This window comes from Thermoactinomyces sp. DSM 45891, assembly GCF_900119485.1.
Taxonomy (GTDB): Bacteria; Bacillota; Bacilli; order Thermoactinomycetales; family Thermoactinomycetaceae; genus Baia.
On the sequence record NZ_FPJZ01000007.1, the window covers coordinates 40,430 to 55,302 of the forward strand.

Genomic DNA, 14,873 nt, shown 5'->3' on the forward strand with positions numbered 1-14,873 from the left:
GGCCCTTGAGGCCCTGTATCCCCTGTGTTTCCGGGAGAGCCAGCCGGTCCTTGGGGTCCCGTATCTCCTGTGATACCCTGCGAGCCCGTTTTTCCCGCAGGCTCTGGGTGTTTCGGCAAGCCAGAGTCCCCTAGAGTTCTCACGTCTTTCGTCGGTCCGATTTCGCTCGCCAATCCTTGGTCTCTGTTTAGCGCTGCTACACTCGATACCTTCTTCGGTCTGACTAGCCTTTTCCAGATGGGTCTTATAGCTTCTGGTATCTTCGCTGTTCCTACGAGCTTTTGCGCCTTCTCTATGCCTGTTGACTCTGGCATTGCATCGCCCGTTTCTTCTGCCGCGTCTGTTGTTCCGTTGATAATGGCTTCTCTCGTTGTGTTTGTTTCAAGACTTGAATGAGTGGAAGAAATGAAAACAATTTCTTCTTCATCAGAATTTATCGATTTTTGAATCGGTGTGCTATCTATTGTAAATGGTTCGATCGCTTCTATGGATAAGGTCGGCTTTGTTGACTCGAAATGTTCTATAGTGCTTGTGGTGGTGCTGGATATACTGAATCTGGTCTCTGGGGTGCTCGCTATACTGAGAACACTTTCTAACTTCTCTAGCAGAACCCATTCCTTTTTCGCTAATTCACGAATCATATCGCGAACACTTTTATTAATTAAAAGTACGTCACTAATGGTAGGAGGGTGGGGAGAAGTGACTCCTGGCAAGGATTCTAAAACATACTGTATTTTCTCACCCTCAGTATTAATAATATGACTAAGCCCTATCTCCTCCATTGCAATTGAGGCTAATAGTAGGTTGATTGCATTGTCTCGATTAATCGAGATAGTAGGGCTAATATTAGGGATATTGGCTTGAGACATCTCCACACCTCACTAAGCATCGTCTATTTGTTCTTACCAGACTATTCGTAAGTGCCCAGCAATGTGCAATGTGTTCATATTTTTTTGCCCATAAAAAAAACTCATCTACTGTAGATGAGTTTTTTATCGGATTTATTCTTTCTATATTTACTAGAAAAGGAAATGAACAGCTAGAACGATCAGGCTCCACATTGGAATACTTAGTAAAAGTCCGTTTAATAAGCCAGTCATTTCTCTCATCGCTGTTTCCTCCTAAAAATTTCGTCCGTTTTGGTTTGGTAATTGTATTCTACATGGTAAAGGTGAACCTGTCTTATGTTTCGTCTATTTGTAATGTAAGTGTAATGTTACGGTGATAAATATGACATACAGAAACAGATTCTCTGCAAATGAAGTTCGTTCCATTTATATAGAAGAGGTCTGTTCACCTGTCCAATATTGAGTTAAGTCGGAAACATGGTACAATAGACTGGAATCATTTTGATGTTACGGAGGAATTTAGCGATATGATCACGGTGCAAAATGTAGGCTTACGTTTTGGCGGACGGAAGCTTTTTGAAGATGTAAATGTTAAGTTTGTTCCAGGCAACTGCTATGGAGTAATCGGAGCCAACGGTGCTGGAAAATCTACTTTCTTGAAGATTTTAGCTGGTGAAATTGAACCGAATACGGGGGATGTCATCATAACTCCCGGGGAAAGGCTTGCTGTTTTAAAACAAGATCACTTCCAATACGAAGAGTTTGAAGTGTTGCAAACCGTTATTATGGGGCATGCGCGCTTAGCTGAGATTACCCGCGAAAAAGATGCTCTTTATGCAAAAGCTGACTTCTCCGAGGAAGATGGCATGCGTGCGGCTGAATTAGAAGGTGAATTTGCCGAGTTAAATGGCTGGGAAGCAGAGTCAAACGCTGCTATCTTATTATCTGGACTTGGAGTCCCTGATGATCTCCATTATAAGAAGATGAGCGAATTAGACGGTGGTCAAAAAGTGAAAGTGTTGTTAGCCCAAGCACTTTTTGGTAAACCGGATATCTTACTGCTCGATGAGCCTACTAACCACTTGGACTTAGAGGCCATTCGTTGGTTAGAAGATTTTCTTCTTAATTTTGAGAATACCGTTATTGTAGTAAGTCATGACCGTCACTTTTTAAATGTGGTTTGTACTCATACAGTCGATATTGATTTTGCCGAGATCAAACTGTACGTGGGTAACTATGATTTTTGGTATGAGTCTAGTCAATTGGCATTATCACTAGCTAAAGAGAAGAATAAAAAGGCAGAAGAAAAGAAAAAGGACCTTGAAAACTTTATTGCCCGTTTTAGCTCCAATAAATCAAAAGCAAAGCAAGCTACATCACGGAAGAAAATGCTTGATAAGCTGAACTTAGAAGATATCAAACCTTCCTCTCGCCGTTATCCTTTTATTCATTTTGAACAAGAGCGTGAGGCGGGGAATGATTTAGTACGTGTAGAGGGTCTAAGTAAGTCGATTGATGGTGAGCAAGCATTGAAAGATGTACGCTTTACAGTCAATAAAGGAGATAAAATCGCTATCGTTGGTACGAATGAGGTAGGAAAATCAGCCTTATTAGAGATTCTAGCGGGCGAGATGGAACCGGATGCTGGAGAGTACACATGGGGAATTACGACCACCCAAGCTTATTTCCCGAAAGATGTGTCGAATTATTTCCAGGGAAATGAGGAATCTCTTGTCGATTGGTTGCGTCCTTTCTCGAAAGATCAGACAGAGACCTATCTGCGCGGATTCCTCGGTCGAATGTTGTTCTCGGGCGACGAAGTGTTGAAAAAGCCAAGTGTTCTATCAGGGGGAGAAAAGGTCCGTTGTATGCTCTCACGGATGATGCTAAAAGGTGGTAATGTTTTATTGATGGATGATCCAACCAACCATTTGGATTTGGAATCAATTACCGCACTTAATAAAGGCCTGATCAATTACCAAGGAACCATCTTATTTATCTCTCATGACCATGAGTTTGTTCAAACCATCGCGAATCGTATTATTGAAGTGAGACCAGATGGTACGATTTTCGATAAACAGATGACTTATGATGAGTATGTAGAAATGAAGATCGCAGAAGGCAAAAAATAAGATACCAACTTGTGGGAAACCAGCTTAACTGAGGGCTGGTTTTTCATGTTGAGTTAGAAAAAAGTGGGGGAAGCCGATGGAACAGCATGAGAACTTTCCAATTAAAAGCCGAATTTCGCCTCATTTTGACCCTTGGGATGCGTGGCAGACGCGTCAGGTCAAGGGGCGTTATGAGCTAACGAGTATCGAATTTACCGTAACGAATTTATGCAATTTACGATGTGAGCATTGTGCTGTGGGAGAAGAGTTGGTTGAAAGAGAAGGAGCTGCGATTCCAGTTGAGATGTTAATCCGGAGGCTGGACGAGATTGATTCATTACAAACGATCAGTATTACAGGCGGGGAGCCAATCGTGAGTTCGAAGGTGGTCAAAGAAACCATTCAACCGTTATTGAAGTATGCAAAATCGAGAGGGATTTATACACAGTTAAACTCCAACCTCACTCTACCTCTTTCGCGCTATGAAAATTGGATTGAGGATTTAGATATTCTTCATATTTCATATAACTATCGAGATGTTCAAGATTTTCACCGGATTGTCTTTGCAAAAATGGGTAGGGAAGTGGATATAAAAGCGGCTGAAACCCTGTTTGAGAGAATGAAAGAAAACTCACGGGCGTTGGCCAAAGCGGGGGTATTTGTCTCAGGGGAGTCCTTATTAAGTCCATTTACCTCTCAATTTATAGATCAAATGCATCACGATCTGGTTGAGATGGGATGTGCACGTCATGAGGTTCATCCTCTTTATCCGAGCGACTTTGCTCGTCATGCGGATCTGATCTCATTAGCGCAGTATGAAGAAGCCATTCATCGTCTACTAGCGGTTCGTGACCCGAATACATGGATCTTATTTGGAACTCTTCCCTTTTTCCCATGTAGTGATGATCGGGAACATCGTGCCCTTTACACACAGTTGCACCATGCCCCCAATGTCACAGTTCGTCAAGATCCCGATGGACGAAACCGTCTAAATGTAAATGGTTTTACGGGAGATATCATTGTAACAGACTTTGGAGACGTTCCATCATTAGGAAACATTCACCACGATCGATTATCAGATATCTTTGAACGATGGTTACAACATCCATTAGCCAAAAAGTATCATTGTTACTGCGAACAGGCAAAGTGTACAGGCCCTAATATCCTAGTGGCGAATGCTTATTATGATAACTGGGATTTTACAAAGCGAAGTGCCGAAGGATTAGTGAAAATTGTATAGTTGACACCGAAACACTCTTTACAGATATGGAAGCATATGTATGTAAAGAGTGTTTCTTTATGTCCAAACAAAAAATAATCTTCCGCCAAAGTAATATCCATTTTTCATTAATAGAAAGGAGGTAAGATAGCAATATTCTACATTTTTCGAAGCCTCAATCCCATTGTTGTAAAGCGTTACAGGAGTTGTCGATAAACTACAAAAAATATGAAAAGTTGTTGAAAAAGACAGTTAATTTGTAATAAGATAAGGAAAGAACTAGAAATTGTGCTGTGGTGAAAAATGTGAAAATGATGTACTTTTGTTGGTTCAACTAGAAGGAGGTTAAATGATGGATAAAGATCCGAAGTTATTTTTGGGAATGTTCCAAATTAATAAGGATAAAAATCGATTATTGGAGCCCACTACGCTATCTCCTCCCAAAAGACAGATATCCCTTACTACATTGTTAGTTCTTTGTGTAGCTACGGGATTGACTATGGGGGCGGGCAGTGCCCTTGCTAAAGGATCTCTATCAATGGATGATGGAGAGATTGATCAAGTGCCATGGAGTACGAAGCCTTCTCAGCAAGTAGAAGTGAAGCCTAACATTTCCACATTTGAAAGGAATACAACTCCAAGAGATTCTGGGCCAAATGCTGATTCGAAGGAGATTCTTCCTGTCACACCTTCCTTACCACCTGCACAGAACCAAACGGCTCCAGCTTACGAAAAGAAAGTTGAACGTTCTATCACCGAATCGAAAACGAAGGAAAATGCCCCCTTAGCTAGCTTTAACAAGGAAAAAATTAACTCTTATTCCAAAAAAGAAGAGAAAAAACAAAATGCGATATCTAAACAACCGAAGCAACTACCTGCATCCTCAGAAGTTGCAAAACAAGTTTCTACCTCAGCTTCTGCTGTAAATACGAGTGTTCCTTTAGCTAAAACGGAACAAGGTGGAATGCTCCCACAAACAGCTGGGCATGATGTGGAAGGCGTAATGGTGGGGATCGCAACAGCTTTAATGGCTGGTTGGTATCTAGTTTATACAAGAAGGACTCAGTCACAGTGAAATGGGATCGGTGGCTAGCTATCTTTTTTTTAACAGTTGGGATTGGCTATGCAAGCTATTCAGGTATGAATTACATTCTTCAATTACAAGTAGTAGAGAAAACAGCGAATCAAACACATCCCCCTTCCCTGCAAGCAGAGAAGGGGGATGTAGAAAAATCGGAAGATGTTTTATGGCGTATCGTACCTGTTGCAGAGCGGCCTAAAAAGGGAGAGCATTTTGCAGATTTAGTCATCCCTCGTTTAGAAGCTAAGATGCCTATTGTAGAAGGTACAAATGAAGATGAACTTGAACGGGGAGTAGGTCACTATTCAAAAAGTGTCTTACCCGGTGAACCTGATAATGCCGTATTGTCTGGCCACCGTGACACCGTTTTCAGACAAATGGGGAAAATGCAACTGGGTGACGAATTACGCGTCGTCACAGTTCGTGAGACATTTGTCTATGTGATTCAGAAGATGTGGACGACAGATGCACTCGATCGAACCGTAATCGTTCCAAGAGAAAAGCCTGTCCTCACTCTTACTACGTGTTATCCGTTTTCATATATTGGTCCTGCCCCAGAACGGTATATCATTGAAGCCCATTTAACGACGCGATTGACCAATTCGGATTAATTTAGTAGGAGGAAGACAATGTCACAACTAGCGAAGCGGAAATTTGCGATATTTGGATTTTGGCTGTTATTGATCTACACGGCAGTTAGTACAACAGCTGTATGGTTAATCCAATTTGGAATTGTACCTTCAAGTCCAAGAACAGTAACAGCGGCAAAACAACAAGTACTGACCAGTGGGCTAGGGGACGTTTTGAGTGAAACGGCTTTTGTGGATCAATTTGTAAGGGAATATTTCACATGGAATCAAGGAAATGAAACTATTCGAGCGAGCCGATTGAAGCCTTATTTGCATTCCACGGTAGATCCACAAGCGGGGATCGATATGAAAAATGCAACTTATAATTCATTCCCTCGTTCAGTTGGAATTTGGAAAATAGAAGATGGCGAAGGTGGAATGAAAAAGGTATACGTTACAGTAGATACTGTACTAACCCATGCGAAAAACGAAAGTGATCAGCGTAGGGCGATTCGTTATCTAGCTGTTACGATTCAGAGATCAGGTGAGTCTTTTGTAGTGGTAGATAAGCCTTATTTAATGGCACCACCAGTTCCCTCTAAAATCGAACTTCCTGAGATAAAAACGGAACCGGGAGAGGCTGTTTCGGATGCAGAGCGAGTCCAGATCGAGAATTTCTTAAAGTCGTTTTGGAAGGTATATACTACTGGGACAGAGAATGAAATTGGCTATTATGAAAAAGAAAAGGATGTTATTTCAAAGGGATTGGCCGGGCTAGTCGGTTTATCCGATGTAAAAAATGTGGCAGTTACCAAGAATCAAGGAAAACTAGAAGTGAAGTGTGATGTATCGTTTACTGACTTACCTAGTGGGGGCCAGCTATCCTATCAATACTCGCTATCAGTAGTAAAGGAAGGCGACCGCTTCTATGTAACCAATATGAAGCAAGGGGTGAGATAATATGAATGATTTTTTATATCCATTCGCTATTTTTTTAGCTGATACTCCTGCTGCTAAATTAGAGAAATCTTTAGGCGCAGAGATCGGGTCTGTTTTTTTACTAATCGTTATTTTTGTAAGTGTGACTCTATTTTGGAAGCGTGCGTTTACCGCTTTCTTAGGATTTGCTTTGTTTGCCATGTTTGTCAGCGTATTTGTTTTCAAACCAGAATTGGTGCAATCTTTGGGTGAAAATGGGTTTTCATGGCTATTTGAAGCGTTTTTGAAGTGATGCCATGAAACAAATACGAGTTTACAACCAGGTTTTTCGTATTGAGAAGACCGTCTATTCCATCCAAGGAATTCAATTACCTATTCCCGTTTCGTATCGTCAGTTAGCATTTTTTGCAGGAACTTTATTCCTTATGTTTCTGCTAAACGAAATTCCACCGTTTAGTTGGGTGGATTATTATCTAATTAAGTTTATCGGCATCCCGCTCTTAGTAGCATGGTTTTTTACAAGAAAAACACTAGATGGTAAAGCACCCCACCGATTTTTGATTCGCTTTCTCGAGTACCGTTCACAGCCAAAGTACTTTGCTAGATATCAAGAAATTCCGGTTGATAAAAAGGCTAGTTATCACTATACAGGTACGGTTGTATATCGCAGACATGAGGAGGTGACGGATGATGCCAAACATTCCCTTTCCGATTAAATACTTTGAGCAGAATCTTATTTTTGGCATAGATGGAACCGTCTCTGCTTACTATGAGTTGCAACCCTTTAATTATGATTTTCGCTCGGTGGATGAGCAGTTGGATCTTCTTGGGAATCTGGAAACCCTCTACTGGAATATACAAGCTGATACACATGCACTTGTCGTCCCTGAATTTCACAGCTTAGAAGAGCATCGATCGGAGCTATATAGTCAGCTATCTCCTGATCTCGGGAAGGAGGGGGCTGGATTTATTGAGGCTAGCATGGACCACTTATCGGGGAAGGGTGTACATTCACACCGCTTTTATTTAGGAATCAAGCTAAAGGAAAGCCAAGTGAAAAATGGTTCTATTCTTGCAGATCTTGCATATGTATGGAAGGATTTTAAGCGGTATTTGTTAGCTCGTTCGGGAACGGAAATTCCTGAAATTTTTGAAGAAGAGATCCAAACGTACCGGACCCAGGAAGAGTTGTTTTACTCTCGAATCAATAGCTGTTTTCGTGTGCGAAGAGTGGCAACTGAAGACTTTGAGTGGTTGATTAGACGTAGTTTTTACCGAGGAATAGCTAGGACTCCAAAAAGAAAAAATTGGAAACCAGAAGCGACTCCTGTTCACATACAAGGAAAAAAAGCACTTCGTCCTGGACGTGATGTACTAACTTTAGCAGAAGGATCTTTTACTGCTATTGCGGGGCGTCGCTTGGAAGTAGAGCAATTTGTTCAAGGGGTTTCTCGAAAAGGATACATGGCGTTTTTGACCATTTCCCATATTCCAGATAAAGCACCGTTCCCTGGGATTGAGTGGTTGTATCAGTTACAAAAACTTTCGTTTCCTGTTGAAGCCTCCGTTAGAACTGAAACCATTGAGTATAGTAAGGCATTAGCTCAAGTTCAAAATAAGAAAAAAGAGCTAAAAGCAGAAGATGAGCATGCGTCTGAAAGTGGAGAAGATACTTCTTTTCATATTTTAAACAGTCGACAAGAAGCGCTAGAGTTAGAGAACAATCTACGAACGGACAAGTTTCCACTATTAACGACATCCATTGTACTATGTGTTTCTGCTACAACGATTGAAGAGTTACATATGAGAATTCAATTAATTAAAGATTTGTATAGCGACATGATGGTTCAAATTGAAGTTCCCTACGGAGACCAGTGGCGGGCATTTAATGAATTTTTACCAGGTTCTAAGCGTTACATCACGGATTATATTCATCATATGGACCCTACTGCTGTAGCGGCAGGGATGTTTGGTGCAACCCGCCAATTGGGGGATGGTCTGGGTCATTTTATCGGGATGTCACAAAACCTACCAGTGTTCTTCCAGCATGATCGTGGGCCTAAAGATCCTAGGCTAAGTACGACTGCTTCAGCAGCTTTTATTGGATCACTTGGAGCTGGGAAGTCACTAGGGGCAAACTTATTGGCTTACCAAGCACTTTTAAATGGATCAAAAGTACTTATTTTTGATCCCAAAGATGAGCGTGGTTACTGGCCAGAGTTATTACCTGAATTAAAGCCAATCTCCCGTGTGGTTACACTACGAGCGAGCATGGAGGATCGAGGAAAATTAGACCCGTTATCGGGAGCCCATAATCCAACCGAGTTAACTGCATCGGCTGAAACAGCCAAACGAATTCTCCAATTTTTATCGAGAGCGGCTGATGGCACCTATGAAGCGATTTCGATCGGAAAAGCGGTAGACTACGTTGTACAAAATGATCCCAAGCCATCGATGACTGCGGTGCTTGAAGCTTTGATCGAGTCGAATAAACTAGCACCAGAGAAGCGGCAAGAGAGTTTAGGAGAGATGGTAGATGTTCTTCAATATTTAGCGACATCGGGCCAAGGACAGCTTTTGTTTGGTGATGGTAGTCAAGAGGCAATCGATTTATCGAAGCCACTAACCATCTTGCAGATTGAAGATCTACAGCTACCAGAAGAGAGTCAAACGGATTTTGGACGTATGGGAATTGCCTTATTGATGGCAATTTCAGATTTCTCGCGGAGATTCTCTCATCAGACAGGTGATGGCTTTAAACTTGTTCTATTTGACGAATCGTGGAGATTAGCGAAGGTTCGTGAAGGCAGAGCGATTTTAGAGGAGCTGGTTCGTACAGGTAGAAGCAAAAATGCCGCTATATACCTGATTAGCCAGAATGCTAAGGATTTACTAGGGGAAGAGATCCGATCTAATTTAGGATGTCGATTTGTCTTTCGATGTCGTGACCAGCGAGAAGCGGAAGCAGCTTGCGATATCTTAGGCATCGAGGCAAATGAGTACAACGTGGAGAGAATTCGTAATCTACCAACAGGAATGTGCTTGCTATCTGATCTTGAAAAATGTGTCAATGAATTAGAGATTCAAATAGTAGAGGAACGAATTTTTCATGCATTCGATACCAGACCGGGCTCAAATAAGAAGAAGCAAACAGGAATTACCATTGAGCGGATCACTCGGCGGACAGGTACTTCCTAATATTCGTATCATTTCTAGGTATATATGTACGTATGTTGGGAATTTACGTCTGTGGGCTACGAGGCAGAACACGTCAAACCAGGAAGAAAACTTGGCTCTTTATGGAGTTTTGTAAAGTTTTTCGTAGCGGGAAAAGAAAAAAGGAGAAGAGTGGATGAACAAAAAAAGATGGCTACCCATGAGCTTCATCCTTCTGTTTATCTGCCTCATCTGTAGCCGCGATCTAGTCTATGCAGAAGAGACAGGGCAAGAAAGTTCCACAGCTGCAGGGGAAGCTCAAACACAAAGTGCAGAAGGCAACAATATGTTGTTTGATGTTTTTACAAGATTTCCGGAAGAAAAGATACAGAAATCAAAAGAAGCAGGTTATGAAGTAAACTATGCCAGATATGACTCGAGCCGGTATACTTTGGAGTTTGAGGCGGATGGACAAAACTGGTGGGATATAGCTGAAAAAGCTGAAAATATCGGGCATTACACCTTGTATCAACTAGATAACACGATCTGGCAGGTAATCCTTAGTTGGGATTTTACAGTCATTTCTGCCATCCAGAGCGCATTTTCATTAGATATTGTAAATGAGTTTGCAGAAACAGTTGAGAAAACGATTCAACAGTTTGCTGGCTTTAATGGAACTACTATCATATCGGGCAAAGGGTTATGGGGAGGATTTATCTTATTTGTAATCGTCATTTCAGGAGCTTGGTTTGCTTATAGAGGCTTATATAAACGGGACCAGACAAATGCGGTTTCAAGCATTATTACGATGATGGTAATCTTCATGGCATCGTTGGCCTTCTTTGCGAATGCTGGTGGGATTATGAAGGATCTAAATGCGATTAGCAGTGGGATCAGTACGGAGTTGATGGGGATTTCATTGAATCTAGGTGACGTGGGAACCAATGGAGGGAGTTCTGAGGATGATGTAGTAGATGGGATTCGAAATGGTGCTGGAAAACCACAAAACTCGAATGAAGTAAAAGCTTCTCCAGTTACCTATCCGTTTCGCTTAGCAGATCAAGTGTATCACCTACTCATTTATGAACCCTATTTGATGCTTCAATATGGCAATGTGGACGGCTCCGACGCTGTTAACTATGCTAGGGCGAAGAAGTTACTAAGCCAAAAGCCTGGTAGCGAAGCCAGGAAACAAGTTGTTAAACAAGAAGTGCTCGGGACAGATGGAAATCCTCCTAATATCATGATGACAACCAAAGGCACTTTCCAACGACTAAGCATTCTATTGTTGCTCGGAATTACTCACTTTGTAATAGGTATTGTGTTCTTTTTAACAGCAGGGGCAGTTATTCTCTATCAATTTTTCTTTATCATTTTTGCTCTATTTGCTCCGATCGCGTTACTACTGGCACTCTATCCTGCATGGTCAAGTATTGCGGTCAATTGGTTAAAAACATTTTTAGGATATCAATTAATCAAAATCATATTAGGCGTCTTTTTAAGTATCTTGCTTACGATCTCGAATTTCCTCTATCGCCTGACTCCGCCTAAGGATTATGGATATTCATGGACCATCATTATGCAGTTGATTTTAGTGGTGGGAGTTATGTGGAAAAGAAAAGAGTTGTATGGAGTATTAAATACAACGTTTTCTGGGAAGCCCGACAAGGGAATTGCGGACCCTGGCTTGCGCAATATGCTAAATAAGATCAATCAGTATGCTTCAAACACTTCTACTAGACTTGGAAAAATTCGACGTAAATAGTGGTAGAATCTTTTGTCTCCAGAAGATTATGGATCAATGTGATAGTTGATTCAAAAAAGGTGGGATTACGTGGTATGAGTTGGCTAAAAGAGCCTAAAGGCGGCGATGATCAGCTCAAAGGAATTCCTAGGCTTGTATTGTTCTATATGGTCATACCAGTAGGCGTTCTTTTGCTCTTAGTACAAGTTTGGCCTTATCTGGAAGAAACGCTAGAAGGAAGAAAAACGGGTCAGGCCGTTGCAAACGAGACGAAAAAAGTGGTAGTGGATACAGCAGGCTCTCTCGGGGATATAGCACTGCAAGTTTTGTTTTGGGGTTTGTTAGTAGCGGCTATAGGTGCAGTATTGTGGGCGGTAGGAGGTTATATTTTGTACCGTTATTACAGGCAACAAGCCCTTCTGCAAGCCAGATATATTCGGATTTTGCCTTCCGACGATACGATTTTGGATGTTGAAAAGATAACAGTCTTAACTCGTACTTTTGGAGAGATGCATCGCCATCGCCGTCACCGTGTGTTATGGGGTCCCCCTTGGTTCCGATTACGATTTGCGATGCCACTTGGCAGCAATGAGATCGGCATATATCTTTCATTTCCACTCGACAAAAAGAGTAGTGTCATTGATACCATTCGGGGTACGTATCCCAATGCGGAGATTCATGATCTAAAACCAAGCCAATTTCCACAACCTACAAAGGGTGGGGTAGGAGGGATTTTTACCGATCAATGGGGAAAAAGAAAGGGGTTGCCTTTGGCCTCTCTCGAGCAGAAAAAGGCCAGTATGTTAGGAGATGTATTAAACTGTTTACGACCAGGATCTTTTATCGACCTTCAATTTTCCCCTGTAAAATGGAGTCGCTTTGAAAAGAGATTTGAAGGTGCATATGATGATTTGAAAGATAAAAAAATGAGTGATTTGGACCCTGAAGAAAAGCAAAGGAAGATTAGTCTCATAAAACGTACAACAGGGAGAGAGCTCCCTTTTAAAATGAGATTATCGATTTGGTCAAACTCACCACAAGCTGTTTCCGTGATTCGATCCACTGCAGAATCGATTACAACGACCATGAATTATGATGGTGCGATTCGATTCTGGCTACAATCTCGTTGGAATCCGATGGCGGATGTGAATCCGATTCCGACACCACTACCAGGTAGTTTCATGATTTGGTCAGGAGAAGAGATGGCCAATTTATTTCACTTACCACCTGGCAGTCATTTTATTTACCAAGATCCTGAGCCAAATGATGAAGATCCTAGGGGGAAGCTCCTACACATTTCTCAAAATCAACGGTCCTTAGCAGAAAGTGAGTGGACGGAAGGGGTATTGATTGGAAAAGTGAAGCACCCACTCTATACACGAGAGGTGAGGGTTCCTCATGAACACCTTAGTAGGAACTTCCTTTTAACAGGAGCGAGTGGGATGGGCAAGTCTAGCGCAGGAGTTGAGATGATCCAATCGATGATCGATGATTGGATTCAAAATCCAGAAGCTCCTGGTTTCACCATTATTGATCCCGCTAGAGAAATTATTGCGATTATTGAAAATCGATTGCGTTATTTAGAAGGAACAGGGGTCCCTATTCCAAAGGAAAAGATACACCATTTTAACCTAAGTACCGATACGACTCATGTAGTAGGACTTAACTTACTACATCCCATTTCCGATATTCCGGTTAACGAGTTGTCGGAACAGATTGCTGACATTCTATTGTTTGAACAAATTCCAAGTGACCTACAGGCCCGCACACGCCGTTTATTAGCTATGGCAATTCATAGTTTACTAGAAGACAATGTGACTCACACAGTTCTGGGAATTGATGATTTCTTCCGCAATGAGAAGTTTCGTCACAGTGTACTTGAAAATGGAAAAGATCCTTATGTAAAAAGATATTGGGCTAAATTTGATCAACAGATGAACTTGGAGATTGAACCGATTTTGGCCCAAATTGATCCTCTACTACAAGATCCGACTATGCGAAGAATCTTCCTACAAAAAGAGTCGTTGTTTGCTTACAAGAAGGCCATGGATGAAGGCCATCTCGTGTTTTTTGATTTGTATGGTATGCAAGACAATGAGGTGAAAGTGACAGTTGGACACCTCGTTCATCTTTATCATCAGTATTCCAAACAACGCGACTACAGTGCTAGGTTTCATCTTATGTTAGTGGAAGAAGCTCATCTCGTTCAGATCCCTATTGTGACGGCTCTATTATCAGAGGATGCAAAGGATAATTTTGGAATCGGACTGGTTACGAGAGATATTGACTCATTTCATGAAGAGAATTTTATGCAGGCCATAAAGGGCAATATTGGAATGATTCTAAGTTGTGCCCAACACGAGGGGGCTGATGAAGTAGAAAGCCTGACGCGTGGATTGGTTAAAACTACCTTCTTAGAACGACTACAGGAGCGAAATGTCGCTGTTTATTTACGGACAAAGAAAAATCAACGTAGCCATACGACAGTATGTATAGTTGAAAATGATCCGCCATTTGTTTATTTACCAGATGGAAAAATAGCTGATCACCGCACGGAGGAACTAGGGTTTGCCAGGAGATGGGGATTAGATTGGGGGCTAGAAATAATGAGGCAGTCTGCTGAAGCTCGCCCTATTGAAGAGATTGATCCCCAAATTGCTGAATATATGACCGAAAACTACAACATCCATGATTAACTCTGTTTAACAGACATCAGTTTGGGGTGATGGAGAAGTGAAACAGCTAATAAAAACAATAGGTCCTTTTCTTGAGATCTTTCTTATTAGTTACTTTATGGGCTTCGCGTATGGGAACGCAGTGGCGGTCATGAGTATCATCTTTTTGTGTATCATGAGTTATTTTATAAGACCCTTTATCATTCCGCTTGGTTGGGGGATGGCAGCATGTACGGTGATATGGGCATCAGATCAGTTTTCGTTGATCGATGCTCTACTCTTTGCGGGACTGGTAGGAGGATTTCGCTATTTGCTGATGCGCTTTAAAATATGGAGCTAGCATTATAAAAATCAGGAGCTTGCAATAGGCTTCTGATTTTTTTTGTAAATTGGAGGTCAAAATAATAGCTATTTTTTTGATATATGAGGTAAAATGTTTACCAAGCAAATTTAATAGAATGTTGTTATTTAGATAATGTAAATATTTTTCATTCTTGAAGACTGAACTTACATGAAGGAGGTACCCGTTTA

At 41.5% G+C, this 14,873-nt stretch carries 12 protein-coding genes; 11 read left to right on the forward strand and 1 reads right to left on the reverse strand.

The genetic code is table 11. The features are described from left to right. Positions 1–869 (reverse strand): alpha-helical endospore appendage domain-containing protein (locus BT147_RS15475; RefSeq protein ID WP_177239739.1); only part of this gene is annotated, 869 nt, incomplete at its 3' end. A gap of 506 nt (positions 870–1,375) precedes the next feature. Between BT147_RS15475 and BT147_RS07780 the strand changes: the two genes are divergently transcribed. The 11 genes from BT147_RS07780 (at position 1,376) to BT147_RS07830 (ending at position 14,682) form a co-directional block, all read left to right on the forward strand. Then, complete coding sequence (locus BT147_RS07780) at positions 1,376–2,980, forward strand: ABC-F family ATP-binding cassette domain-containing protein (protein WP_072333215.1); 1,605 nt, start codon at positions 1,376–1,378, stop codon at positions 2,978–2,980. Positions 2,981–3,056: 76 nt separating this feature from the next. Beyond that, a complete protein-coding gene (gene yfkAB, locus BT147_RS07785; RefSeq protein WP_072333218.1) occupies positions 3,057–4,199 on the forward strand; it encodes a radical SAM/CxCxxxxC motif protein YfkAB in 1,143 nt (380 codons plus the stop codon). A gap of 331 nt (positions 4,200–4,530) precedes the next feature. Continuing rightward, positions 4,531–5,253 carry a hypothetical protein gene (locus BT147_RS07790; protein ID WP_072333221.1) on the forward strand — a complete coding sequence of 241 codons (723 nt, stop codon included), beginning with the start codon at positions 4,531–4,533 and terminating at the stop codon, positions 5,251–5,253. Continuing rightward, on the forward strand, positions 5,250–5,870 hold the full coding sequence (srtD, locus tag BT147_RS07795) for a class D sortase, LPxTATN-specific (RefSeq protein ID WP_072333224.1): 621 nt from the start codon (positions 5,250–5,252) through the stop codon (positions 5,868–5,870). The genes BT147_RS07790 and srtD overlap by 4 nt, the downstream gene beginning before the upstream one ends. A gap of 18 nt (positions 5,871–5,888) precedes the next feature. Next, on the forward strand, positions 5,889–6,788 hold the full coding sequence (locus BT147_RS07800) for a conjugal transfer protein (protein WP_072333227.1): 900 nt from the start codon (positions 5,889–5,891) through the stop codon (positions 6,786–6,788). 1 nt (position 6,789) lies between these two features. Then, on the forward strand, positions 6,790–7,059 hold the full coding sequence (locus BT147_RS07805; RefSeq protein ID WP_083426456.1) for a hypothetical protein: 270 nt from the start codon (positions 6,790–6,792) through the stop codon (positions 7,057–7,059). A gap of 4 nt (positions 7,060–7,063) precedes the next feature. Further along, complete coding sequence (locus BT147_RS07810) at positions 7,064–7,483, forward strand: conjugal transfer protein (RefSeq protein ID WP_072333230.1); 420 nt, start codon at positions 7,064–7,066, stop codon at positions 7,481–7,483. Beyond that, positions 7,455–9,965, forward strand: coding sequence for an ATP-binding protein (locus tag BT147_RS07815; protein ID WP_083426457.1), 2,511 nt, complete (start codon positions 7,455–7,457; stop codon positions 9,963–9,965). The genes BT147_RS07810 and BT147_RS07815 overlap by 29 nt, the downstream gene beginning before the upstream one ends. A 154-nt stretch (positions 9,966–10,119) precedes the next feature. Further along, positions 10,120–11,688, forward strand: a complete 1,569-nt coding sequence (locus BT147_RS07820) for a CD3337/EF1877 family mobilome membrane protein (RefSeq protein ID WP_072333237.1) — start codon at positions 10,120–10,122, stop codon at positions 11,686–11,688. 74 nt (positions 11,689–11,762) lie between these two features. Beyond that, positions 11,763–14,363, forward strand: a complete 2,601-nt coding sequence (locus tag BT147_RS07825) for an ATP-binding protein (protein ID WP_072333240.1) — start codon at positions 11,763–11,765, stop codon at positions 14,361–14,363. A 37-nt stretch (positions 14,364–14,400) separates the two neighbouring features. Continuing rightward, complete coding sequence (locus BT147_RS07830) at positions 14,401–14,682, forward strand: hypothetical protein (protein WP_072333244.1); 282 nt, start codon at positions 14,401–14,403, stop codon at positions 14,680–14,682. The last annotated feature ends 191 nt before the right edge of the window (positions 14,683–14,873 follow it).